The following is a 24,179-nucleotide window of genomic DNA, read 5'->3' on the forward strand; positions in this document are numbered from 1 at the left end:
AAACGAATCGATCAATGAATTCCACCTGATCGGTCAATTCTCTCTCTGTAACCGTTTGCAAAACAAGAGCTATAATCAAGATGCAGCAAGCGATAAGAGCCACTGGCAGTTCACCTTAGCAACTTATGCTGCTGGGATATTGTTGATGGTTCCGACGGATGAGTTGTGGAACATGTGGAAATGGTACAGTGAGAAGATTGGTATAGCAACCGAATGAATGAAAAGGGAAGCAGACAAAGGGAGGTCTTGCAATGAAGCGAGTTGCGAAATGGTCTTTGTTAATGATGTTGGCAGTATCCGTCATGCTGGCGGGCTGCGGATCGAAGGGCGATGGAGGAACAACGAGCTCTGGCGGCGATCAAGGAAAAGGCAATCAAGAAGTAAAGACAGTTAAAATATTTCAGTTCAAAGTCGAAATTGCTGAGGCACTCAACCGCCTAAAGGGCGAGTTCGAGAAGACTCATCCGAATATTAAACTCGATATTCAGACTGTGGGCGGCGGTGCGGATTACGGCGCAGCATTGAAGGCGAAGTTCGCAAGCAACGATGCTCCTGATATATTCAATAATGGCGGCTATCAAGAGATGACTACGTGGTCAGATCATCTAGAAGACTTGTCTGCGGAGCCATGGGTGAAGGATGTCATTCCTCTTGCTAAGGAGCCTATGACGAAGGACGGCAAGCTGTACGGCATGCCGATGAACTTAGAGGGATACGGCTTCATCTACAATAAGGATCTATTCCAGAAGGCAGGCATTACAGAGATGCCGAAGACGCTGACTCAGCTTGAAGACGCAGCGAAGAAGCTTCAGGCAGCGGACATTACGCCTTTCTCGAATGGTTATCAGGAATGGTGGATTCTCGGCATTCACAACTTGAACGTGCCGTTTGCACAACAAGCAGACCCAAATGCATTTATTAAGGCGCTTAGTGACGGCAGTGCGAAGTTCCAAGGCAACCCGGAATTCGAGAAATGGGTGAAGCTGCTCGATCTGACGGTGAAATACGGAAATAAAAATCCGCTCACTACGGACTACAATACACAAGTAACGCTGTTTGCTAAGGGTGAGACGGCGATGATGCAGCAAGGCAACTGGACACAAGTGCAAATCGACAGCATTGATCCAAAGTTGAACTTGGGTGTACTCCCAATGCCAATCGATGATGATGCAGCGAAGAACGATAAGCTCCTCGTAGGCGTACCGAACAACTGGGTAGTGAACAAGAACTCGAAGGTAAAAGAAGAGGCGAAGACCTTCTTGAACTGGATGGTATCTTCTGATATCGGGAAGGAATACATTGCGAAGCAGTTCAAGTTCATTCCTGCGATGTCGACGATTCAGGCGACAGCGGATGACCTTGGCGACATTGCCGCAGAAGTGGTGAAGTACAGCCAGGACAACAAAGTGCTTAGCTGGAACTGGTTCAAGTATCCGGACGGCGCAACGCAAGAATTTGGCAATGCAATTCAAGCCTATATTGCCGGCAAGTCGGATAAGGACAAAATGTTCGCTGACTTCCAGAAGGCTTGGGATAATCTGAAAAAGTAACAATAAATGCGGCGGCCTCTATCCATGTAGAGGCCGCTTTGCTGTTGCACAGGTTAGCGTTTTCATCACAGGTTTGACTTAAAAGGCAGTCAATTTGGGGCAGGTGATCTCACAATACCTGCATTTCGAGGTTTGTCACACTGGTGTAACAGAGGGACGATATGATGTGGCATGCATTCAATTCGCTACCTTCGTGCCCGAGGGCATACTTCTGTGTTCTATTGATGGTATGGGGGAGTAGCGGTAATGAAGGAGGCATGCACACAGATGAGAAGAGGATTACTAACAACGATTGCAGCAGCTATGGCTGTAAGCATGTTCACAGGCTGCAGTCAACAAGAGGTAGCCAAGGTGGAGGATAGTGCAGTAGCGGTATACAACCCGGTTCAAGCCATACAGGCTGCTTATCGTAAATTCACGTACCAGGTTGACCCGGCAACATTTGATATCGTGATCGAGCATGGCGGCGTTAAGGAACACGCTTCTGTCCCGATCAAGCCACGGAATGTACGTGATATGAAGCAGATGATTGACCGTACAGAATGGACGTATCCGGATGATAAGGTCAAGGTAATTCTACAGAAGAAGGAGGGGTATCTGGACATTCGCATTCAATCGATCGGAGCGGAGCAATTCGCATGGCCGACGGTACAAGCAGACAACTACATGCTGCCGCTATGGGAAGGCAAGCGAATCCCTGCCCAAGATCCGAATTGGAAGAAGTTCCTTCACGAAGAGACGATGACATGGGGCGAGTCCTTCTCGATGAATTTCATGGCGCTCAATAAGAGCAAGTTCGGCCTGCTCTATGTGGTCGAGAATCCCTTTAACAATGAAGTCTCGTTCCATACAGACCCGAGCATTGAGATGGCGTTTACGCATGAGTTCCCATCGATTAATCCAAGCAAAGAATATGGATTCCGTTTATATGTAACGGACAATGATCCGGTAGCTGTTGCGAAACTGTACCGGGAATATGTGAAGGAGCAGCATGACTTCAAGACACTTGCGGAGAAGGCGAAGGACAATCCGGACATTGAGAAGCTATATGGCGCTCCGCATATGTATATGTGGAACAGCCAAGCGCTGGATGAGACGAATATCCATTGGCCTGTCATGAAGAAGAAGCTTAATGAACCGATATGGTCATGGATTGCGAAGCTGGCGGATCAATTTACGGAGGATGGCGGTCAAGAGCTGCGTAATGCACTTGCAGAAGGCAGGCAGGATGGTGTGTATGCATACCAGAAGCGGGTCATGGTCAGAGCCTTGAACCAGGTGATGAAGCTGGAGCAGTTGTATCAAGCGGATCAATTCCCGAAGCTGGATGCCGAATCACAGCAGCTTGTCTCTGCTGGTGTCAGCAAGCTAAGTGAACAGAAGCTGTATGAACTGAACAAGCGCTTATTGAAACATGCATTCGGAGAAGCGCTGGACGATCCTTCAGCATGGGGAGAGGATAAGTCTAATGCGATCATTTCTGAGATGAAGCAGTCCGGTATTGGTAAGGCGTGGATTGGATTGCCGAACTGGGCAGATGGATTAATGAATCCAACTTTCGTCGAGAATGCTTCGAAGCTGGGATACTTAATAGGGCCTTATGATTCGTATCATTCGATCCAGAAGGAAGAGAACAAGGACTGGAATACAGCGTACTTCCCAGATGCCTCGCTGTATGAAGAAGCTACGGTTACCAATAAGAAGGGGGTCAAGATCGGAGGATTCCTGAATCGCGGACGCAAGTTGAATCCGACCTTATCACTTCCTAGTGTGAAGCAGCGCATGGAGCTGATTCTGCAGGATCACATTCTGTATAATACGTGGTTCATTGATTGTGATGCAACAGGGGAAATTTATGATGACTACACACCTGGACATATCACGACGCAGGAGCAAGATCGGAAGGCACGCCTTGAGCGCATGAATTATATTGCGAAGGAGAAACATATGGTCATTGGCTCCGAGGGTGGGAACGACTTTGCCAGCAGCGTGATCTCTTTCGCGCATGGCTTGGAAACCCCGGTCATCAAGTGGAACGATAAGGATATGCGCGAAGATAAGAACAGCCCCTACTATGTAGGAGCCTATTGGTCACCGGACGGCGGTATTCCGGGCAAATATGCGAAGCAGGTCCCGATTAAGGAACTGTACCAGCATATTTATATTGATCCGGTGTACTCCCTGCCTTTATTCAAGCTGGTATACAACGATTCGGTCATTACAACCCATCACTGGGAATGGGGAAGCCTCAAGATAAAGGATGGGGTGGCAGCACGCATGCTGTACGAGCTGCTGTACAATGTACCGCCACTGTATCATCTTGATAAGCAAGAATGGGATAATCATAAGGCGCTGCTCACGTCATATTTGAAGGTGTGGTCTCCATTCCATGCGAAGGCTGTGCAGCGGGAGATGACCGCATTTGAGGTGCTGTCATCGGATCGCCTTGTTCAGTCGGCTCAGTATGGGGAGGATTTGAAAGTCGTCGTTAACTTCTCCAGTAAGAATTTTTCTTACGGTACAGATACTGTGAAGGCGATGTCGGCGCTTATTCTCGATGGGAAGCAGCGCGTTGTCTTCGAGGCAGGTTCAGCTGTCATGGCGAAATAATCTATTAGCAAAGTAACGAAGAAACGTAGCACAGGAGTAGTATGCTTGCTGCCATGCGTAAGTTGTATGCCAACTGCCATGCTCATGCTACTGATCCTGTGCTATAGGTGCAGGTGAGTTTGGAAGGTTGATGGGGGATGCGGGGAGAATATCTATATGGTCTATTAATTCGTTGGGAGTATGGTTGGCATGAGACTTGGGCGGCAGCTACCGACTTTCAAACGATTGCAACTCGTCGATATAAGGGAGAGATATTCATGAGCGTGTATCCAATCGAACCACTTATTGAATCCTTTCGCGCAAGTGCCGATCCAGATAGAGCGTCAGCAATGTCCGCTTATATGCGGGATCAGTTTCCGTTTCTGGGCGTCCCTCAGCCTGTACGCAAGCTGTTGATTAAAGAGCATACGCAGTTGTACGGCAAGCCGCAGTCTGCAGAAGAGATATTGCATGCAGCTCAGCATTTATGGAATCTGGAGGAGCGGGAATTTGCTTATGTTGCAATGGGACTATTAGAAGGTGGAGTGAAGTTTTTCAATTTGGCACATATACATAGAATCGAGCAATTCATTGTAACCCGATCTTGGTGGGATACGGTTGATGGACTGGCAACCTGCACAGTGGGAGGGGTGATGAAGCGATACCCTGAGGCTTGGGCGGAATATGCCGATCGCTGGATTCATTCGGATCAGATGTGGCTGAACCGCACAGGGATACTGTTCCAGTTGAAATACAAAGATCAGACGAATACGGACTTGCTGCATCTTGCGATCCATACGCATATTGCATCGAAGGAATTTTTCTTGCAGAAGGCCATTGGCTGGGCATTGCGTGAGTATGCGAAGACAAATCCAGAATGGGTAAGGGATTATGTAGAGCTGCATGCGCTGATGCCGCTAAGCCGGCGTGAGGCATTGAAGAGATTGGAGAGCAGGTAATACAGCAGTGAGTGCGGCAGTGTGGCAAGCAGTTTGGTCTAGTTGTACAGATCCGTATTGGAGGCAAGCTAGTTCATATCTATCCAGCAAATACATTCATATCCAGTACATCCATTCATATAAAAAGTATTGACGAGTTCCGTCCCTATTTTTATAATACCAATTAAACAACTTGGAATTATTATAATAAATAGACGAAGGGGTTATGATGATGAAGGAACAGAACTGGATCACCCTGCAAGACTGGAATGTCTATGCGAGCTGGGGGGCTGCATTGCTGCTCGTTATCTTGCTGTGGTGGCTTGCGAAGAAGAAGGTTGGGTTCGGCCTTCGCGTACTGCTGGCCATGGCGCTTGGCTTGACTCTCGGCGCGGTATTCGGAAAGTCTGCGGCAGATGTTAGTATTCTAGGCTCTATCTATGTCAGCTTAATTAAGATGGTTGTCATGCCGCTCGTATTTGCTGCTATTATTTCGAGTATTACCTCTGTGAAGGATCCGAATGTATTGAAGAAGCTTGGAACGAAGACCATCGCGTTGTTCCTGATTACGACCGCTATCGCGGCTGTTATCGGTCTCGGAACAGCTCTCGTTATTGATCCTGGTTCTGGTATTGCTCAGAGCTCGGAAGCGGCGCAGGGGTTCGAACAACGTGAGATCCCAACTTTCAAGCAAGTGCTGCTTGATCTCGTACCTTCCAACCCGATCAACGAGATGGCACAGGGCAAGGTCGTACCGGTCATTATATTTGCGGCCTTCATTGCAGTGGCAATTACACTAGAGGGGCTGCGCAATCCCGAACGAGTACAGCCGATTCGCGCCTTCTTCCAATCTTTCTCCCATGTTATGTTCCGTGTGACGAAACTGGTTATTAAGCTTACTCCGTACGGTGTATTCGGGCTTATGACCTCGATGGCCGCCAAGTATGGATTATCGACTTTGAAGGAGCTTGCTTGGTTCATTATTGCGGTCTATGTAGCGTGCTTGATCCATATGATTGTGACTTTCGGATCGCTTGTCACCTTCGGTGCGCGTGTGAATCCAATCCGCTTCTTCAAGAAGGCGTATCCGACCATTGCAGTCGCCTTTACGACACGCAGCAGCTACGCAACTCTGCCTGTGAATCTGGAAGTGATTACGAAACGAATGAAGGTGTCGGATCGGATTGCCAGCTTTGTGGCTCCGCTTGGTGCTACAATTAATATGAATGGTTGCGGCGGGATTTACCCGGCCATTGTTGCCGTGTTCATTGCACGCGTATACGGCATTGATTTGAATATTGCCGATTACTTGCTCATCATTGGTGCAGCTACGTTAGCTTCTGTTGGCGTAGCGGGTGTTCCGGGTCCAGCGTCCATCTCAACGACTGTCGTTCTCGTTCAGGCAGGCCTGCCGATTGAAGGATTTGCACTTGTTCTTGGCGTAGATGCAATCGTAGATATGGCGCGTACGGCAGTTAATGCGACAGGTACGACGGTTGCGTCCTTGCTGGTTGGCAAAAGTGAAGGTGAGTTCGATCGAGAGGCCTTCAATCGTGATGAGGATGATGATATTGAAGTTGGACGGGAAGCGAAGAACAGTCATAACACTGTAACCGTATAGCATCTGTATCGCATCTCTACTATTCGCAATACCAATTCTATTGCGATATAATAGACTCTCAATCTGCAATTGATAGATTGGGAGAGGGGAAATACCAATGAGTCAGCATAGTATGACTGCGAAGTGTCTTGTATTTGCTCTGGGAACAGCAATTCTGCTCAGCGGCTGCCAAAGCACGGACAAGGCAGCAGTAACATCTGGACAAGAACAAGTTGACCCGGCATTGACACCAGCGCCGGATAATAATAAGCAGGGAGAAGGAAGCGGAGAGGGTCAAGGAGAGAATGGCTCCGCCAATACCGATGACGCATCATCGGTTACAGCCAAGCTAAAATCGGAATACGGACTCAGCTCCACGATTGAACAGCAAGGCGATAAGGCGGTTGTTACGAATCCGGAGTCCATCCTCGTTGTGGTCAATAAGGAGCGTTACTTGCCAGATGGTTATGAGCCGCCGGATCTTGTGGAGCCGAATGTGAAGTTCTCCTTCGAAGAGGCACATGAGAAGCGTCATATGCGCAAGGAAGCGGCAGAGGCGCTTGAGGAGATGTTCAAGCAGGCCAAGGAAGAGGGCGTGACGCTGCATGCCGTATCGGGTTACCGTTCTTTCAAGCGTCAGGAATCCCTATTCAATCATTACGTGAATACGCAAGGGAAGGAATATGCGGCCCGCGTTAGCGCAGTTCCTGGAACGAGCGAGCATCAGACGGGCCTCACGATGGATTTATCGAGTCCAAGTGTAGGCGATGTACTGGAAGAGGTATTCGGTGATTCGGATGAAGGGAAGTGGGTGGCTGAACACGCTCACGAATTCGGATTCATGATTCGCTATCCGAAGGACGGGGAGAGCATTACCGGTTATGTGTACGAGCCATGGCATGTCCGCTATGTTGGCAAGGAAGCAGCCAAGGCAGCTTATGACGGAAAATTGACGTTAGAACAGTTACTGCAATAATACAAATTATATTACTTAATACGAGAGGCTGAGCTTGGATTTCAAGCTCAGCCTCTCTTCATTCGATTCATCTGTCAACGATTGGGTGCACTACGAGGAAGCGTTCGATTGCTCGTCACGCTTCTCAGCCGCAAACCCTTCGATGCTGTGGCGGCGGCGCTCATTCTTGGCTTGCAAGTTATGACGCTCTGTCGCGCTAATCTCTTCAGCATGCTCAGTTAAATACTGCTCAGTTTCATGCAGTTTGCTCGATGTGTTATCAATTGCATTCTGCAGACGAGCTGCGTTGTTAGAGCGATCATCGGGTTTGGCCATGTTCGTGGTCCTCCTTCGTGATGACAGTTATCGGTTGACGCCGGTGAACATGATAGATCAAGTCCTCCGGCGTCATCGTTACGATGTGCAAATGGTGCGTGTTTTATCCAACCATTTCTCATCCCAGAGATGAACATCATCACTGCCTATGGGGAGCATTAGCACTATTGAGCATTCTCCCAAGGCAAGCCCTTCTGAATCGTGTTCGCCCAATCCTCGTGATTGTACGATAATATTTCTTTGCGCAGCTCCAGCATCTTCCGATCCAACTGATCGACTGCTCTTGCGGCCTCGGTTAACTCTTCTGTTACATGAGCCGGAACCTGCTGTTCGAACTTGTAGTAAATAATGTGTTCCAGACTTGCCCAGAAGTCCATGGCAAGCGTACGAAGCTGAATTTCAACATAGATCCAGCGTGTATCCTCGAATAATACGAGCGGCACTTGAACGATGACATGGAGACTCTGGTACCCATTGCTCTTCGGATTTTTAATATAATCCTTGATTTCCACGATACGAATATCTTCACGAGTCTTTAAATGTTCGAGTATGAGATAAATATCCTTAACGAAGGCGCAGACGATACGCATGCCCGCTACGTCATATATTTTGTCCACGATGGAATCGAGCGTTAATGGGAAGCCCTTGCGCTGCAGCTTGCTGAAAATGCTGTTAGGCTCCTTCAGACGCGTCTTAATATGTTCGATGGGCGGATAACCATTGCGTATTTTCCATTCCGCTTGAATGACCTTGATCTTAGTCTCCAGTTCTTCTAATGCAAGCTGATACAAGGTAGGTAACTGCTTTACCTGTTCGTATTGCTTCATAATCATATCGGTTTTGGACATGAAATATCCCCTCAATTTAGCACGGTATAGTAATCGGTTATTCGTCGTTTTTCTTCTATTCCTAAATAACAACATAGCATCTGATCCTATTGTACTGGATAAAGGGTGTGTATTTCAAAACTCAACTTTCGGTGCGCAACCCTATATGACGATGTTCCAAGCATCCAGGAGCAGTTGGCTTACTTCAGCCTTCTGTCCATGCACGATTGCTGGGGAACTGATGTACAACTGCTCGCGTGCCCTCGTTACGGCCACATAAGCAAGCCTGCGTTCCTCTTCAAGGAGCGTATCATTCGTGCTTGCGTTCTCCGCCTCAGGACGGGAGATGTCATGCATCTGTTCTGCTCGTGGTCCTGTTCGCAGTGCCGCTGAGCGGTCTGGCGGGGCTCCCTTGCGAAGCGCTGTGCGGTGAGGGAGAATTCCATCGGCCGCACCGATTAGGAATACTTCAGGGAACTCCAGGCCCTTGGCGCGATGAATGGTCATGCAGGTGACGGCATCCTCCAGATCCCCATCCTCTGCACGTTGCATCGCGGAAGGAGCTCTTGTCCCTGCCTGCATTGGTGCTCGTCCAGAAGACAGAGAGCTGCTTGTTCGATGCTGTGCTCCATACTCGGGGTTCATCGCAACATACTTCTCCTTCAACTCGTCAATATGCTTCAGGAAGGCCTCGACAGTATCGAAGCGCTTGGCTGAGGACTCCAATTCCTCAAGCGTTTCCGCTGCCCCTTCTTGATGAGCGGTTGATCGTTCTCCAGAAGATGCAGCCGTGAACTTGTCATAGAATTCGCGTCGCATCTCTCGTAGCGCGATATATGGCTTCATCGCAGCCAGCTTCTTAATAAGCTTAATGCGTGGCTTGACGGCCTCGCGCTGGAAGGAGGGCAGCTTGTCCCAGCTCTGCAGATGGATAAGCGGATATTTCTTGGCCTTGCTCCGCTCTGCTCCCATCAGATATTGCATGCCTGTCTCCCGCGGGATATATAGTGCGGCAACAGCGCTGTCCAGTGCGCTGAACTCACGCGGGGCAAGCGACAGCCGAAGATGGTCGATAAGCGGGCGAACAAGATTATGGTCATAGAAAAACGGCTCGGCTCCGAACTGGCGAAATGGAATGCCCTGTATCGTCAAGCATTCAATGAGTGCGCGGCTGGTATTCGCTGTTCGGTACAGGATAGCAAAGTCTCGCCACGTATGCGTACCGGCACTAACAGCTGCTTGAATATGATCGGTGATAATCTGTGCCTCTTCCTCCGCATCGCGGGGGCGAAGATAGCGCGGCGCACTTGGTGCATGCTCCTTATCTGTCACGACATGAACGCCAGTTGGAGTTCTCATCTGCTTCGGCAGCCGCTCTTCATTATGGGCAATGACCGCATTGCCTAGGCCAACAATGGCTGGTGTAGATCGGAAGTTAAAGTCGAGCGTAACCTGCTTCGCTGCAGGGTATTGATTTTTAAATTCCGTGATATAACGATGGCTTGCTCCATTAAAAGTGAATATCGTCTGATCATCATCACCGAAAACGGCTAAGTTTTGGTGCCCGTCGGTAATTCGTTGAAGTAGTTCATACTGCACAGGCGTCGTATCTTGAAATTCATCTACAAGCACATATTGGAAACGGCGGCGGAGACGCTCAAGCAAGTTAGCGTCTTCCTCCAGCAGCCGTAGAAGATCGATTAGGAGATCATCGAAGTCTTTGCACCCTTGCTGCGCTTTTTGTTCTTCGAAACGAATAAGCGCACGTCGCATATCGAGTTCACTTGCATTTGTTGTTTTCCAATCAGTAGGCATCAGGCGGCGCGACTTGAGCGAGGAGAGCGCAGCGAGCGCCGTCTCGGCTTGCAGGGTATCATGCAGCCCGAGCTCTCGCAGTATACGCTTCATCAAGCCATGCCGTCGGCGTTCCTCTGCCATCAGTTGGAAGGGAGGCGCATAAGCCTGCAGCAGCTTGAGAGCGAAAGAATGAAAGGTGCGTGCCTGAACCTTGCGAGCCATATCGCGTGTAACGCCGGGTAGCTTGGCAAGGCGCACTCGCATCTCTTGCGCAGCTTTATTTGTGAAGGTGACCAGCCATAGCGACTCCGGTGATACTCCACCGACGGTCATCAAATAGGCAGCGCGTGCGGTCAGCACGGATGTCTTGCCAGATCCAGCTCCTGCCAAGCAGAGCAAGGGCCCGTCTATATGGCGTACTGCATCCCGCTGTGCGTCATGCAGACGTATCCCTTGTCGCTCTAACGCAGCGAAGAAGTTTGCAGATGCAGGAAGGGCACCGTTGCCGTCATTGCTCGGTTGAGCGCGATCATGGCGAGAAGCTGTGTATGGGTCTGCCGATCGCGCTGTAGGTACGGGTTGTTCCCTCTTTGTACCAACTGGACGAGAGCGCCACTGGGCCCTGACCGTTTCTGATGAAGAAGGAGTGGTCATGATGGTGTATCTCCTTTATGATAGAAATAAGCGTTACATGATATTATACATGTTCAAGCAAGGTAGCGGACAGGGATACATGTTTTGCCTGAGCCATGCATACGTTGTTGTTGAAGACGTTGTAATGACAAGTTCAAGGCAGAGAATAGCGCATGGTTGTGGCGATGGGTTTCACATCGCTAATACTGCGTTTATTAGTTTAACAGAGGAATTCTGCCGTAATGGCAGTTGAAAGGAGATATTGGGATGAACCGCTTTATACAAGTAATTAAAGATGGTGCTTCCAAAGCATCGGAAAAAGCGCATAACATGATGGAAATGAACCGGGTTCAAGCCCAAATAGTAGCTAAGCGCAAAGAATGGAAGCAGAATGTCTATGATATCGGCGAACTCGTATATGATGCCTATAAAAAGAATGACTTAACACTTGCGGAGGAAGGTTTGAAGGAAATTGCTAAGCTGAATCTGCTCGTTGAAGAAGAGATGAAGCTTCTGGATTGGAAGGTAAGCGAGCTGCGTAAGCAGAAGCGATGCGAATGCGGCGAAATTGCCCCATTTTCGGCTAATTATTGTTCGGTATGCGGACGCAAGCTGCCAGAGCCGCCACAAATGGAGGAAGAAGAGATTGATGAGCTCGGCATGGCCTTCCTGAAGGCCAAGCGGGAAGAGCAAGAGGAGGCGGCTGCTGCTCAAGAGGCTGTGCGTTATCCGGAACATACCGATTATAGGGAGCATGACTATACGTACGAGGAAGAGGAAGAAGATGAGCATGTATTGGAGCCGCATGCGGAAGACTCTCAGAGCAGTGCATCTTCCGATCAAGGCCGGCTTAAACAAGGTGGAGCGGCCGATCGGGATCATGATGACTTGAACGTAACGGTCGGCGGTCGCCGAATTACCATTATGAAAGAAGAAGAAATAGCGGGTCGACGCTGTTCGAACTGCAACAGCACGGCAGACGAGGAAGCCAAATGGTGTGAACGGTGCGGGACGCCATTCGTATAAGCATCTGGTTCCGTTGCACCATTCACTTCGCGTAAGTTGAGGCAGTACAGACTGACAACAACCCAGCTGCAAGAAGTCTAAACTGGGAATGGGAAATGTGTATCAGTCAGCTTATATGCATGGAATGACAATAGGGGCCTGCCATCTATGGAAATACGGCGGCCTCTTTTTCATTGTACGAGCAATACGAGTAAGGAGACACCTAGAGTAGGAGGAGTACGATGGAAGGTCAAGGTCTAATTACACATTTACGTTCATTGGGATTTACCGAGATGGAAGCTAAAATTATTGTCAGTCTATCCGAACAAGGTGCGATGACGGGGTATGAGGTTGCTAAGAAACTAGGCGTGTCGCGCTCCAATGTATATGCAGCATTACAGCGGCTCGTTGATCATGGAGTCATTCTGCATCGGGATGGAGAACCCTCTCACTATGCGGCATTGCAGCCGGAGGAATTGACGCGCATATTAGCCTCTCGATTAGATTCATCGCTTCACTATATTCGGGAGCACATGCCCGTGACAGAAGCGGATGAGACTTCGTTCTACAGTATCGAAGGTGAGCGGGCGGTTATCGAGACCGTGAAACGCGTACTGCAGGAGGCTAAGCTGGAAATTATCGCAGATGTGTGGCCAGAGGATGCGACCTTAATTCGGGAGCACTTGGCACTTGCTGAGGCGCGGGGAGTGAAGGTGCTGTGGTCCATCGCGGGTTCGGAGGACAATGCAAGTATGCGGGTGCCTTCCTTGTTCGATGCAGATGGCATGCGTCACACGCGTCCTTTTGCATTTATTATTGATCGTAAGGAAGCATTGGTTGGGTCAATGGGGGAAGGTGTGGCAACGAAGGCGCTGCTTACAGAGCATGCAGCGATCACCCGGCTTGTCTTAGGGAAGTTCGTACAGGATCTCGTATTGTACGAATGGCAAAGCGAGATGGGGGCTGAAGATGCAGAGGCATTTAACAAGCGGATCCAAGCGGTCATCTCATCGTATTTTGATTAACATCAATCGTGACAGATAAGTGAAAAATGACCAAAACCCGAAACCGGTCAAAGTATCTTTACGTATAGAAACATATCGGAACGACTAGTATACCAGCAAGCCAAATCGGTGTTTGACATAGATACATGTAATGGATGTTGAAGACTTCATATGCATGTAAAGTATGTGCCGATCTTCTTTCGGAGAAGATACGAGGAAGGACAGCTTCGCTAAGAGACAGCAAGAGGAGGGCATCGTATGGAGTGCATTGTACATTTTGAAGTTGTTCATCACGGAACTGACGAGATCGCGAAGCTTCGCGGCCTAGTTATGACACCGGATAAAGAGAAGCCAACTGTGGATGATATGCAGGAAATGCTGCGCATGATGGGATATGAAGTTCATTGTACGGATGAAGCAGCGCTTCGCTTCGAACCAGATTACGCGGGTACAGATGTAGAAGAAATTCGGATTAAAAAAGTGGATATGGGAGAGGAAGTATATACGCCAGATATGCAGCTTCGCGCGATTGCGGAGCAGCTTATGAGCAAGCCGAACCGCTCCATATAGCCATGTAGTCTCGTTATATCCGATTGGACAAAAAAGGCCTTCTTCCTACAGACATCATCACGAGGATGGTGTGGTGCAGCAAGAAGGTCTTTTGTTGAATGATTTTAAATGGAGAACTTACCGAACGTGCTCGTTACGCTTTGGCTTCGGACTCGTTCAGGATAGAAGTACAGTGTCCGCAGCGAGTAGCTTCTTTCGGAATTTCCGACAGGCAGTATGGGCAAGACTTTGTTGTCTCCTCTGCAGGTGCTTCGGGCTTCTTGCGATGAAGCGCATTGATCCCTTTAATAAGCAGGAACACAGAGAAGGCCACAAGGATGAAGTCGATAATAATACTAATAAATTGGCCGTATGCGATAACGGGAATTCCCGCTGCTTGTGCTTGCGCCAATGACGATACGTCTTGATCACTCAAGTTAAGGAACAAATCCTTAAAGTTGACTCCGCCCATCAACAGACCGAGTGGAGGCATAATGAGATCGTTGACAACCGAAGTCACGATTTTGTTGAAGGCGCCACCGAGAATAACACCGACTGCTAGATCGATAACGTTGCCTCGCATTGCAAATTGCTTAAATTCTCCGAAAAATGATTTGACTTTTGATTCTCCCACGAATGGTTCCCCTTTCTCATGTAGGCATTACCATGTAATACTTACCCTTAATCGCGATACAGAAACAGTTTTTTTTAGACAATCTTCGATTCGTAATGATGACTTGATGAAGGCTGAAGCATGAGCAGCTTATGTCTACCAATTGCAGCTTGGAGCGGAGTAGTGCCAATCCGTTCCCCATCACCATAAGCAACGCGAGCGTTCGATGAAGTGATATGAACATCGTGTCCGCGCAGCATCGAGACATAAGGCAGATTCACATGCTTGCCGGAAAATACGGTCGGGAATAGCTTCATTAAGGTCCAACGGGTGCAGCTGTGTACAATGCATATATCCAGCTCTCCGTCATGTGGGTCAGCTTGTGGACTGATACGGATTCCTCCCCCGTAGGAAGAGGAGTTGGCGATAGCCGCTAGCCACACGTTGTCAAAATGATGTATGGTACCGTTGATTGTAATGGAGGCTCTTGCGGGCTTGAACGTGAACATCGCGATGACCGCACCGATCAAATAGGCAGCGGAGCCTATTCGAAGTTGGTTGCACCAACGCTTATAACGGCTCCGGTTGACGGCTTCTGCTACTTCCGCATCAAATCCTGTCGCCAAAGCGGTCAATGTCCACTTGTCGTTGATCTCGATCAGATCGACAGCATTTCGCTGCCCGTGAAGAATGGTATGCAATGCTTGCAATGGTTCAGTAGGTATATGAAATCCTCGAGCGGTATCATTGCCTGAGCCAGCAGGAATAACTCCTAATGCAGCTTGGGTACCTGCTAGAATTGGCAGTAGTCGATGAATCGTTCCATCTCCGCCGAGTACCACTATCGTAGAACGAGGGTATTTCGTAAGATGAGCACTTACGTGCATCTCTGCTTCTTCGGGTGTTGCTGTCACGCAGGAGGTATATTCGATCTTTAGCTGCTGCATGCGCGACTCTATCAATTGCCATGTGCGCAGCCCTTTTCCATTGCCTGCATGTTGATTGATTACAAAGAGCATCAAGATTCCATCTCTCCCATGTTTGCCGAATCCAAGACGTTTCATACGGGCACTATATTGAGATTGCAACTGACTATTATTCTGTTTACTGCTATTCCATAATAGCAGAACGTTCTCTGTTTGGGGTGATTTTCGGGCAGGAAGTTTATATCAAATGTAAATGTTTGTGAGAGAGATTCATGAACATCGTTCAAAATTAAGTATTTCTTGCTCGTGTCGAAAAGGGAAAATGGGGAAGCTGTCGAATGGGTATAAGAAACATTTTCCATATTTGCTCATGTGAATAGTTCAGGGGAGGGACAAGGTAATGTCCATGTTCAACCGTTTCCTAGGGAGCATTGGTCTTGGCACGGCCCAGATCGATACGCTTCTGGAACGTGGAAGATATGCACCGGGCGAGGAATTACGTGGAATTGTGAAGCTGCGGGGAGGCCATATCCCACAGTATGTCGAGCGCCTTGAGCTTGTATTAATGACGGAGTATGCGCGCCAATTGGATGGTCGAAGCGAGCGCAGTTATTGTGAGCTTGAGCGCTATACAATCCGTGAATCCTTCACGCTAAGTACGAGTGAGACGAAGGATGAGTCATTCTCCATTGTATTGCCGAATCGGGTTCCACTTACGATTGATAACACCCCTGTATGGCTGATGATAGAGCTAGGCGTAGACCGTACTCGTAACATCGAGCCAAATGACCACGATCGAATCGAAATTATCCCTACGGTTGAGCAGAGCATTGTAATTGACGGTGTGAACCGACTTGGCTTCCGACTGCGGACTGCGGACTGTATTCATGCCCCACGAATCGGCGGTAAATTCCCATTCGTACAGCAATTCGAATTCATTCCTACCTCTTATTTTCGCGGAGAAGTTGAAGAAATGGAGCTCATCTTTTTGGCGGCAGAACACCAGACAGAACTGCTCGTCTATCTCAATGGACGTGCGCGTAATGTGCGGGGGATACTTGTGGATACGGATACGACAGTTGATCATTTCCTTCGCTTTCCGCTTACGAACCTCGAATGGCGCAGCATGGGGGCTGAAGGCTTCGCGGGTGAACTGGCGGAAATGATCCGACAGCACTTGTAATTGTTCCAGATGTGCAAGGTAAAATTGCCTCACGCTTCATCGATTGGCTATATGAATCGAATATACATAACGAAGGGAGAGATTCGGGGCTGTAGGCAGCTTTGAATCTCTCCCTATCATTTTAAGGAAGCATGAACATATGCGGCTTATTTGTCGCCACGGTCGGTATGCTTGCGTGGACTCGTTTGCTTGGATTGCTTCTGCCTTGTCTCATCTGATTTGGCAATAAGCCGCTGATCCGTCTCACCCGTGTGGTGATTGTCGAACAAATATTGCTGGAGCTCCCACTCCGACGCACCAAGCTGAGGATCAGATGGGAAGGTCTGACCGCGGTGCAATACTTCCTCGCGTCCCCATTCATTGGCATAGATGCCGTCCACTTCAACATGCTCCCTCGATATCGGATTCATCTTATGGTCATTTTCAGTCATGCAGGTCATGAGCTCCTTTCGTTTGCTGCGTGCAAGCGGCAAGCTTCAGGTGATGGATCATCACCTCATTGAATGCTCTTATTAAGGTGCCCTGCCTACTTGAAAATATCCTGTGATGAATACAAAGGAAAAGAATCAGTTATTTCAAAGAATGAGCGATTCGATTCCTTAGTAAATGATGTCTACAGCTTCTAGAGTTGATAATGAGCTTCGAGCTTCTTCCCGCCGAGCCAGAGCAGGAACAGAACAGCAACCGCAACTAGAATGCGCCATGGCTGATGGATAAAACCCTGCCAGTCGTGGCCGATGAAGGCCATGATAAATATGACGACCGACTTCCCGGCAAATACGGCACAAATGAATGTACGAAACGGGATCGTGCTAATTCCTGCTGCGATATTGATTAGCGCTGATGGTGTGAATGGGAAACAATATAAGATGAACAACGGTGTGAATCCTTTGGTCTCCAGCCATGAGAAGAATCGCTGCGATGAAGGCATGTTCTTCTGCAGGTAAGCGCTGAACCGGCCGCCGAACTTACGAGCCAGCCAGAATACAAGGCAAGCCCCAAGGCTTGCGCCAATCCAGGAATAGAGGAAGCCAAGCCCTAAGCCGTAAGCTGCTGCATTTGACATAACAAATACGATAAGCGGTAAGAAAGGCAGGATGGCCTCCACGAGCGGGAGCAATATGCCAGGTAACGGCCCCAAGTTCGAATATTGCTGCATCCAATGCTCGACTTGATTGATATCCAAATGTTTAAGCCAACTGATGGTGTTATGTATCCACTCCCACAAAACAAGTTCCCCCCGATGTTGAAACTACAGTTCCTTACGCTGTTGCTTAGTACATGTAACGTATGAGCGTTCTAATAGTTTCATTGTCTTGAATCTACTGCGGTTCATGAATTAGATAAAATAGAAACCTCATTACAATTTCCGGAACTCACCGGAACTCGCTGCATAATGGTTCGTTGAAGCTATTGCTCTGCAAACCAGCGTGATGGAAATAGCAAATACACGATGGAGACGATGCCGAACAATGCTGCGCTAATCCATACGACCATGCTGGCAGACGTAGCGCTCGCAATAAAGCCCCCGAGAACGGGGCCAATGAGGACGCCAATGCCCTCCACAGTGGATAACAGACTCCATCCCAGTCCCTTCTGACCAGATGGGACATAGAGGGCGAGCAGTGCATTCCACGCAGGAAGCACTGCGGAATATGACAGGCCAAGAACCACGGCAAGTCCGTAAGCCACCAACTTCGACGGGTGCAGTGACAATGAGGCTAGCGTTAAGGCGAATATGCCGAATCCAATCACAAGGAATGGCTTGCGGCTGCTCTTATCTGACCATTTGCCCATCGGGACTAGCCCAAGTACTGTACAGCCGCCCCCGAGGAGCAGAAGAAGTGAGTATTCTCTGTGCTCGGTGAATGATAAAGACTCTGCAACAAATGTGGGCAGAATCGGCACGAGCATGCTTGCTCCGAGTGTTTGCAGAATCATGCCGGGCAGCAGCGGCTTGATCGCCTTCAGCTTCTCGCGCAGTGCCTCCCACTGCTCGCGAAATGGAACGGAAATACGTTCGGCTTGCTTGCCGCCTGCGACGAAAAAGCTAAGCAGCCAAGCGACAGTGGACAAGGCAACAAGCAGCCAATAAGAGATTGCAGGCTTATAGTCTAGGATGAGGTTCAACACGACAGGGCCGGCGCCCATCCCAACCAGCCATATCATATAGAGGAAGCCCATTTGGGCGGCTCGTTGATCTTCTTTTACCTTCGTTAAGCAGACAATCCATACGGGAGATATTCCAACGCCATATAAGGCAGCTGCCAAGATGAACACCCATGGAATATTTCCGTAATGGAACAGAGCAATCCCTGTCAGTGAAATAAGCAATCCTATATTAATAATCAATCTGGCGGGGAAACGATCCAGCAAATATCCGATAGCTGTCTTAAGCAGCGTATCCGTCAAGTAATGTGCGGTAGTCGCGGCCCCGATAATGGCAAGGCTAATGTACAGTATGTTCTGGCCATAGATAGGGATGAATGAAACGAGCGCTGCTCCTCGCACAAATTCAACGAAGAATAAGATGACGGCTAGCAGCACGATGTCCCTTCCCATGCCTAATGCACGAATTTTTTTCACATACAACGCCCCTTTCCTGATTGTACCATTATATCGTGCGGCACAAGCCCTCGCCAGCAGCGATAGTCGGATTGAATATTAAGAAAATGTAGCAGCAGACAACAGCTGCTCTTCCATCCAACGCTTCGGATGTCTCCACCGGCATACATGTGGATTGCCAGCGAACACGGCAGTAAGGGAGCGCGACGGCACTACATATATCACTTGTCCGCCATGACCAACTGCACAAGCTGCCTCCTCGCTGCCTAATTGGTGGAGCCACCATTGGTAGCCGTAGGCGCCAAAAGCAGGCATGCCAGGTGAATAGGGGCGATGCGATTCCGTAATCCATGTAGAGGGTATGACGTGAAAGCGCTCGTCTGATCCTTCATTACCAGCAGGTTGGATGGAACCACCGTCTAGTATGAGCTGGCCGAATCGAAGCATATCTGGTCCAGTCAGCCAGAGTCCAACATGGCCTGCTGCATGCCCGTCAGGGGATAAGTCCCAGCGGTAATGATCGATGCCTATTGGAGATAGGAGATGCGCTCTTGCATATTCATCTGCACGTATCCCGGTGCAGGAAGTGAGCAGGATCGATAACAGATGGGAATCAATGCTCCGATATTGAAATTGTCCGAACCGTTCGGGATGGACGGGCAGTCGCAGCGCATACTTTACCCAGCTGCTGCTGTTATGGAAGCTGCGTATCCAGCGCTCTCCGAGTCGATTGCCTGTCTCCCATAGCAAGCCCGATGTCATTGTAAGCAAATGCTTGAAGGTAATGCGGTGCCACCAAGTATCTTTCTGGCGTTTGCCCACGATGTCTTGCGGCAAATAGTCAGCGATTGGTTCATGCAGCGAAGGCATGTCCCCGCGATGAACGGCAATGCCCACGAGTGTTGAAATGAAGCTTTTGGTAGCGGAACGCAGATCATAGAATTGCCCAGGTCTTACTCCTTCGGCATACACCTCAGCGATTACTTGTCCATGACGCGCACACGCGAAGTAATACATACGGGGGAACAATTTAGGCAGCGTATCCAATGCCTGCTGCAATTTAATGTGGTCAAATCCAGTCTGTTCTGCTGCGTCAGCTTGAATCGGACTCGAGGAATGCTGATTCATTGAGATTGCTCCTGTTTATTGTAGTAGTAATGGAATTTCAGCCTTACGACAGCATGATTACGCGTTGTATGTTAACTCTAATGTTGTTACTAGCATACCCAATGGAGAAATGATTAAGATATGTTGGTGTGATTTTGCAGCTCGGCTGAATATGATATACTAGAACTAAAAGGTTGCAAATTCCAGTAAGTGAAGCGATAGTCCAATTGGTTCTCCGTTGCGGGGCATGATCTACAACGCTTTGGGAGGGAATTTTCATGGCAACAAAAGGTCACAACGAAGTGAAAGAAAGCTTGTTGGAGATGACACGTATTTTCCGTCCGAAGAATCCTCGGAAATTCGTGAAGGAGTACATCCGGAAGTACCGGATTATGGGCGGCTATGAAGATGAATTAACTCAGCTTGTAGAATTGGAAATGTGCAAAATGGATTCCAGTGTGTCGTAACGTCATAACCGTCTCCGATCAGACATTACGAGGAACTGAAGTGCTAACCTGCGAATGTAAGGAATAACTGAGAATATGTACAGAGTAGGCGCGCCGGTAATCGGGGCGCCTTGTTTGCGTATGGATGAGTGAAATGAAGGGGTTCCAATAGTGCTTCTATAATAGATGATCCCGTGCATATACTTATCATTGGGACATGTAACGCTGGAGGAGTATGCAATGGAGAATACAAAGACTGCTGCGCAGCTAGAGCTGATGCAGAAGGCAGGATACTTGGCAGCCCGCTGCCATCGTGAAGTGGCGTTAAGGCTCGCACCTGGCGTTACAACGGTGGAAATTGACCAGTTCGTAGAGAACTGGTTATTGCAGCAGGGAGCAACTGCTGAGCAGAAAGGGTATTATGGATATCCGTATGCAACATGCGCATCAGTGAATCAGGTTGTATGCCATGGATTCCCGTCTGCAAAACCTCTTAAATCAGGTGACCTCGTTACGATAGATTTTGTGGTGAATTACAAAGGATGGCTCGCAGATATGGCATGGACCTATGGAATTGGCCACATACAACCTGAGGCCAAGCGTCTTATGCAACAGACACTTCATGCATTACGATATGCAGCGAAGTTGGCGACCCCTGGAAGGCCGGTTGGAGATATAGCGGCTGCGATCGGACGCATGGGGCGTGATGCGGGCTATGGAGTCGTAACTGCGCTTGTGGGGCATGGTATCGGGCAGTCTATTCATGAACCTCCTGAAATTCCGAATGATGGATGGCCTGGACGCGGGCCTAATTTGGAAGAAGGGATGGTCATAACGCTTGAACCGATATTTACGCTAGGTACATCTGGTGATGTGATTCTGGGTGCAGATGGATGGTCTGTTGCTACATGTGACGGTTCCTGGGGAGCGCACTTCGAGCATACCGTAGCGGTGACTGCAGATGGACCGCGTATTTTGACTTGTCTTCCATTTACATTAGGGGGAAGGAATAATTCGTCAGGGACATTAGGATAGGGCTGAACAACTATTTACCATAATTATATAGGTAGAAATATGAGGGAGTGATGCGGCTGCATCTCTCCCTAAAACTAGGTGCAAGTAACATCCCTCATTCTCATCGTCAGTTAGATCTGTTCAACGTCTCATGAGTTGTTAGTGCATTGTGCGGTGTATAAGCTTCATAATATCCGCCTCTGCGAATTGCAGAGAATCTCCAGGATAAGCGTGCATGACATAAGGAGTTAATCCGTTGAATAAGTCCATATTGGCGCTAATTCGAACATGCTTCACTCCAGAGGTCTGACTCCGAACTGTCTTGTCGATGGTATGAAGGAGCTCATCTGATAATTTGTCGCTCTGCTTCACTGTACGTACCGGACTATCCGATGTAATGAAGCGCGGGGGCCAGCGACTCGCCTCGCGTTCCATATGTCCAGCTGTATTTGGGGCGCCGATTCGGGATTGCTCATGCTTGCCTCCGCTGCCGATTGTACCTAGGCCTGTGCCATCAAGCGTGAGTGCGACATAAGCGGCATCCTTATGCTGCAAGACATAGGCTACACTGATTCCATCCAGATGTCCGACAGCATCGCTGACAGATTGATTGATGAACAGGGGACGCGGATTAGACAATGCCTGCGGCTGAGATGTGGAATGGGACTGCTTTGTGTTCTGTTTCGTACGATGGTTGCTTTCGGTGCCCATTTGGGGCAACGGGGTTCCAGAAGGTGCTGATTGCTCCTTAACCTTCCGATCTGCATAGTTCGCCTTCGTGTTGCCTCCCGGCGACCTTGACTTCTCAGCCTCCATTCCAGCACAGCCGGAAGAGACCAGCATGACAGCGGCGATTATAAATGTGACAATCCAGTGAACGTGATTTGCGTTGTTGTGAACATCATTTGACAACTCCATTCAACCTCCTTATTTACTTCCATTAGTGTTCAAAAATCAACATGCGAGTATGCGGAATATAGATTTTTGTGATCAAAACAGGCAGGAAACTGCCAGAAATTGAGTGGTTTCGACAAAGGCAAGCAGTCTCATTTTGTATTTTGTAACCGTTTACAAATACTGATATAAAGCCGTTTTTCAGAGTATTTGAACACTTTGTGAACTGACCGGGAAACATTGACAAATAAATATATGGAAATTATATTTAGGTAAGTGATTGTAGTAATTGACAGGATTACGACATCCGTGTTTAAACCGGGGCCTGCCTGAAGGCATTCGAACATGAGAATGACTTCCGAAGAAGGATTCTTACCGGTCTGAATTCGAATATGCATGCGCCTTCATTGCGCAATGGATTCTCTGCGCGATGAATGATTGGTTAATATTGGCTTATCTGGATGGACGGCAGCTTGTACTCACTTCTAAGCCATAGGGGCACTTGCATTGAGATTTCGACACAGCATGCGATGGGGTAATCAGCGAAAACGTACAAAGTGGGGTTGATCAATGATGAATCGGTGGCACGCAGTGAAGCGACTACTTCCACTGTTCGCCGGACTCGTCCTGCTCCTAAGTGCTTGCGGTCGTGCTGATATATCGGCTCTCAATCCGCAGGGGCCCATTGCAGACAAGCAGTTCGGATTAATGCAGTTGGCGATTACGATTATGACGCTAGTCGTTATTGTCGTTTTCGGTATTTCCATTTATGTCGTCCTTCGCTATCGCAGACGACCGGGACAGAACGAGATTCCGAAGCAAGTCGAAGGGAACCACAAGCTTGAAGTGATTTGGACGGTCATTCCGATCATCCTCCTCATTATTTTGGCAGTTCCAACGGTGAAGTATGTATTTGCCTTCGCTGAGGACTATAGCCAAGACAAAGATGCAATTAAGGTTAAGGTAACAGGTCATCAATATTGGTGGGAATTCGAATATCCTGAGTACGGGATTACAACAGCACAAGACATGATTGTTCCGAACGGGAAGAAGATTGCGCTTGAGTTGAAGACAGCTGATGTCCTTCACTCCTTCTGGCTTCCATCCATTGCGGGCAAGATGGATACGAACCCATCCGGCAACGTCAACAAGATGTACATTGAGACGTATGTGGAAGGCGTGTATCGAGGGAAGTGCGCTGAGCTATGCGGATACTCCCACGCATTTATGGAATTTAAGGTAAAGGCAGTCAGTGAAGCTACATTCACGGCTTGGGTGAATGAGATGAAGGCCGAACCAAAACCGTTCGTAGGTGACACACAAGTTGCTGAGAGCTTCAAGCAGAACTGCTTGTCTTGCCACGCTATCGATAATAAGCCGTCCATGGGACCTAACCTGAAAGGGATAGGCAGTCGTGAGGCTATAGCCGGCATCATGCTGAACCGTGAAACCGCTGATGAGGTGCTGGATCAGAAGAAGATCGAGGATCATCTCCGTCAATGGATTCAGGATCCGGAGAAGGTGAAGCCTGGCAATAAGATGCCAGCATTCAAAGATAAGTTGTCTGAGCAAGAACTCGATGGCATCGTGAAATACTTGGCAGATTACAAGCTTGATTCCTTGAAAGCAATCAATAAGCAGTAGATTT

22 protein-coding genes are annotated in these 24,179 nt (G+C 48.6%); 12 read left to right on the forward strand and 10 right to left on the reverse strand.

Features of this window, described 5'->3' with window-relative positions; genetic code table 11:
• Positions 1-251: 251 nt before the first annotated feature.
• From RQP50_RS18215 to RQP50_RS18235, 5 genes are all read left to right on the forward strand, one after another.
• Positions 252-1,550, forward strand: coding sequence for an ABC transporter substrate-binding protein (locus RQP50_RS18215; protein ID WP_315746291.1), 1,299 nt, complete (start codon positions 252-254; stop codon positions 1,548-1,550).
• A gap of 267 nt (positions 1,551-1,817) precedes the next feature.
• Positions 1,818-4,160, forward strand: coding sequence for a glycoside hydrolase (locus RQP50_RS18220; RefSeq protein WP_072731015.1), 2,343 nt, complete (start codon positions 1,818-1,820; stop codon positions 4,158-4,160).
• A gap of 137 nt (positions 4,161-4,297) precedes the next feature.
• A complete protein-coding gene (locus tag RQP50_RS18225; RefSeq protein WP_315746292.1) occupies positions 4,298-5,098 on the forward strand; it encodes a DNA alkylation repair protein in 801 nt (266 codons plus the stop codon).
• Between the two features lie 211 nt (positions 5,099-5,309).
• Positions 5,310-6,698 (forward strand): dicarboxylate/amino acid:cation symporter, encoded by a 1,389-nt coding sequence (locus RQP50_RS18230; protein ID WP_083545307.1) that lies wholly within the window; start codon positions 5,310-5,312, stop codon positions 6,696-6,698.
• 97 nt (positions 6,699-6,795) lie between these two features.
• A complete protein-coding gene (locus RQP50_RS18235; protein WP_072731018.1) occupies positions 6,796-7,653 on the forward strand; it encodes a M15 family metallopeptidase in 858 nt (285 codons plus the stop codon).
• 90 nt (positions 7,654-7,743) lie between these two features.
• On the opposite strand, the gene tlp is transcribed toward RQP50_RS18235, so the two are convergent.
• The 3 genes from tlp to RQP50_RS18250 all read right to left on the reverse strand — a co-directional run bounded on the left by tlp (position 7,744) and on the right by RQP50_RS18250 (position 11,246).
• Positions 7,744-7,968 (reverse strand): small acid-soluble spore protein Tlp, encoded by a 225-nt coding sequence (tlp, locus tag RQP50_RS18240; protein WP_021256236.1) that lies wholly within the window; start codon positions 7,966-7,968, stop codon positions 7,744-7,746.
• Positions 7,969-8,132: 164 nt separating this feature from the next.
• Positions 8,133-8,816 (reverse strand): GTP pyrophosphokinase, encoded by a 684-nt coding sequence (locus tag RQP50_RS18245; RefSeq protein WP_021261278.1) that lies wholly within the window; start codon positions 8,814-8,816, stop codon positions 8,133-8,135.
• Between the two features lie 141 nt (positions 8,817-8,957).
• On the reverse strand, positions 8,958-11,246 hold the full coding sequence (locus tag RQP50_RS18250) for an ATP-dependent helicase (RefSeq protein WP_315746293.1): 2,289 nt from the start codon (positions 11,244-11,246) through the stop codon (positions 8,958-8,960).
• A gap of 246 nt (positions 11,247-11,492) precedes the next feature.
• On the opposite strand from RQP50_RS18250, the gene RQP50_RS18255 reads away from it, so the two are divergent.
• The 3 genes from RQP50_RS18255 to RQP50_RS18265 all read left to right on the forward strand — a co-directional run bounded on the left by RQP50_RS18255 (position 11,493) and on the right by RQP50_RS18265 (position 13,804).
• Positions 11,493-12,251 (forward strand): hypothetical protein, encoded by a 759-nt coding sequence (locus RQP50_RS18255; RefSeq protein ID WP_072731021.1) that lies wholly within the window; start codon positions 11,493-11,495, stop codon positions 12,249-12,251.
• Between the two features lie 221 nt (positions 12,252-12,472).
• Entirely contained in the window at positions 12,473-13,255 is a 783-nt protein-coding gene (locus tag RQP50_RS18260; protein WP_021256232.1) for a TrmB family transcriptional regulator, read from the forward strand.
• A gap of 237 nt (positions 13,256-13,492) precedes the next feature.
• On the forward strand, positions 13,493-13,804 hold the full coding sequence (locus RQP50_RS18265) for a dipeptidyl aminopeptidase (protein ID WP_315746294.1): 312 nt from the start codon (positions 13,493-13,495) through the stop codon (positions 13,802-13,804).
• Between the two features lie 133 nt (positions 13,805-13,937).
• Here RQP50_RS18265 and mscL read toward each other — a convergent pair whose 3' ends face one another.
• The gene (gene mscL, locus RQP50_RS18270; protein ID WP_021256230.1) at positions 13,938-14,417 is read right to left on the reverse strand and encodes a large conductance mechanosensitive channel protein MscL; all 480 of its coding nucleotides are present in this window, start codon (positions 14,415-14,417) and stop codon (positions 13,938-13,940) included.
• Positions 14,418-14,491: 74 nt separating this feature from the next.
• Positions 14,492-15,415, reverse strand: coding sequence for a diacylglycerol/lipid kinase family protein (locus RQP50_RS18275; protein ID WP_072731080.1), 924 nt, complete (start codon positions 15,413-15,415; stop codon positions 14,492-14,494).
• 307 nt (positions 15,416-15,722) lie between these two features.
• Between RQP50_RS18275 and RQP50_RS18280 the strand changes: the two genes are divergently transcribed.
• On the forward strand, positions 15,723-16,505 hold the full coding sequence (locus RQP50_RS18280) for a sporulation protein (RefSeq protein ID WP_072731023.1): 783 nt from the start codon (positions 15,723-15,725) through the stop codon (positions 16,503-16,505).
• A 146-nt stretch (positions 16,506-16,651) separates the two neighbouring features.
• Here RQP50_RS18280 and RQP50_RS18285 read toward each other — a convergent pair whose 3' ends face one another.
• The 4 genes from RQP50_RS18285 to RQP50_RS18300 form a co-directional block, all read right to left on the reverse strand.
• On the reverse strand, positions 16,652-16,936 hold the full coding sequence (locus tag RQP50_RS18285) for a hypothetical protein (protein WP_021256227.1): 285 nt from the start codon (positions 16,934-16,936) through the stop codon (positions 16,652-16,654).
• A gap of 191 nt (positions 16,937-17,127) precedes the next feature.
• Complete coding sequence (locus RQP50_RS18290) at positions 17,128-17,733, reverse strand: TVP38/TMEM64 family protein (RefSeq protein WP_315746295.1); 606 nt, start codon at positions 17,731-17,733, stop codon at positions 17,128-17,130.
• A 182-nt stretch (positions 17,734-17,915) separates the two neighbouring features.
• Entirely contained in the window at positions 17,916-19,091 is a 1,176-nt protein-coding gene (locus tag RQP50_RS18295) for an MFS transporter (RefSeq protein ID WP_083545309.1), read from the reverse strand.
• Between the two features lie 78 nt (positions 19,092-19,169).
• On the reverse strand, positions 19,170-20,198 hold the full coding sequence (locus RQP50_RS18300; protein ID WP_072731024.1) for a serine hydrolase domain-containing protein: 1,029 nt from the start codon (positions 20,196-20,198) through the stop codon (positions 19,170-19,172).
• Positions 20,199-20,455: 257 nt separating this feature from the next.
• Here RQP50_RS18300 and RQP50_RS18305 point away from each other — a divergent pair, with 257 nt between their 5' ends.
• Entirely contained in the window at positions 20,456-20,644 is a 189-nt protein-coding gene (locus RQP50_RS18305; RefSeq protein ID WP_021256223.1) for a hypothetical protein, read from the forward strand.
• Between the two features lie 219 nt (positions 20,645-20,863).
• Complete coding sequence (gene map, locus RQP50_RS18310; RefSeq protein WP_315746296.1) at positions 20,864-21,658, forward strand: type I methionyl aminopeptidase; 795 nt, start codon at positions 20,864-20,866, stop codon at positions 21,656-21,658.
• A gap of 138 nt (positions 21,659-21,796) precedes the next feature.
• On the opposite strand, the gene RQP50_RS18315 is transcribed toward map, so the two are convergent.
• Positions 21,797-22,555: a hypothetical protein gene (locus tag RQP50_RS18315; RefSeq protein ID WP_072731026.1), complete on the reverse strand. Its 759-nt coding sequence runs from the start codon at positions 22,553-22,555 to the stop codon at positions 21,797-21,799.
• Between the two features lie 546 nt (positions 22,556-23,101).
• Between RQP50_RS18315 and coxB the strand changes: the two genes are divergently transcribed.
• A complete protein-coding gene (gene coxB / locus RQP50_RS18320; RefSeq protein WP_072731027.1) occupies positions 23,102-24,175 on the forward strand; it encodes a cytochrome c oxidase subunit II in 1,074 nt (357 codons plus the stop codon).
• The last annotated feature ends 4 nt before the right edge of the window (positions 24,176-24,179 follow it).

It is taken from the genome of Paenibacillus suaedae, assembly GCF_032337355.1.
GTDB classification, from domain to species: Bacteria; Bacillota; Bacilli; order Paenibacillales; family Paenibacillaceae; genus Paenibacillus_B; species Paenibacillus_B suaedae.

Bases quoted from the DNA above. Each gene is read 5' to 3' on its own strand.
- RQP50_RS18215 (WP_315746291.1), top strand. From the start codon at position 252: ATGAAGCGAGTTGCGAAATGGTCTTTGTTAATGATGTTGGCAGTATCC.
- RQP50_RS18220 (WP_072731015.1), top strand. From the start codon at position 1,818: ATGAGAAGAGGATTACTAACAACGATTGCAGCAGCTATGGCTGTAAGC.
- RQP50_RS18225 (WP_315746292.1), top strand. From the start codon at position 4,298: ATGCGGGGAGAATATCTATATGGTCTATTAATTCGTTGGGAGTATGGT.
- RQP50_RS18230 (WP_083545307.1), top strand. From the start codon at position 5,310: ATGAAGGAACAGAACTGGATCACCCTGCAAGACTGGAATGTCTATGCG.
- RQP50_RS18235 (WP_072731018.1), top strand. From the start codon at position 6,796: ATGAGTCAGCATAGTATGACTGCGAAGTGTCTTGTATTTGCTCTGGGA.
- tlp (WP_021256236.1), bottom strand. From the start codon at position 7,968: ATGGCCAAACCCGATGATCGCTCTAACAACGCAGCTCGTCTGCAGAAT.
- RQP50_RS18245 (WP_021261278.1), bottom strand. From the start codon at position 8,816: ATGTCCAAAACCGATATGATTATGAAGCAATACGAACAGGTAAAGCAG.
- RQP50_RS18250 (WP_315746293.1), bottom strand. From the start codon at position 11,246: ATGACCACTCCTTCTTCATCAGAAACGGTCAGGGCCCAGTGGCGCTCT.
- RQP50_RS18255 (WP_072731021.1), top strand. From the start codon at position 11,493: ATGAACCGCTTTATACAAGTAATTAAAGATGGTGCTTCCAAAGCATCG.
- RQP50_RS18260 (WP_021256232.1), top strand. From the start codon at position 12,473: ATGGAAGGTCAAGGTCTAATTACACATTTACGTTCATTGGGATTTACC.
- RQP50_RS18265 (WP_315746294.1), top strand. From the start codon at position 13,493: ATGGAGTGCATTGTACATTTTGAAGTTGTTCATCACGGAACTGACGAG.
- RQP50_RS18275 (WP_072731080.1), bottom strand. From the start codon at position 15,415: ATGCTCTTTGTAATCAATCAACATGCAGGCAATGGAAAAGGGCTGCGC.
- RQP50_RS18280 (WP_072731023.1), top strand. From the start codon at position 15,723: ATGTCCATGTTCAACCGTTTCCTAGGGAGCATTGGTCTTGGCACGGCC.
- RQP50_RS18285 (WP_021256227.1), bottom strand. From the start codon at position 16,936: ATGACTGAAAATGACCATAAGATGAATCCGATATCGAGGGAGCATGTT.
- RQP50_RS18300 (WP_072731024.1), bottom strand. From the start codon at position 20,198: ATGAATCAGCATTCCTCGAGTCCGATTCAAGCTGACGCAGCAGAACAG.
- RQP50_RS18305 (WP_021256223.1), top strand. From the start codon at position 20,456: ATGGCAACAAAAGGTCACAACGAAGTGAAAGAAAGCTTGTTGGAGATG.
- map (WP_315746296.1), top strand. From the start codon at position 20,864: ATGGAGAATACAAAGACTGCTGCGCAGCTAGAGCTGATGCAGAAGGCA.
- RQP50_RS18315 (WP_072731026.1), bottom strand. From the start codon at position 22,555: ATGGAGTTGTCAAATGATGTTCACAACAACGCAAATCACGTTCACTGG.
- coxB (WP_072731027.1), top strand. From the start codon at position 23,102: ATGATGAATCGGTGGCACGCAGTGAAGCGACTACTTCCACTGTTCGCC.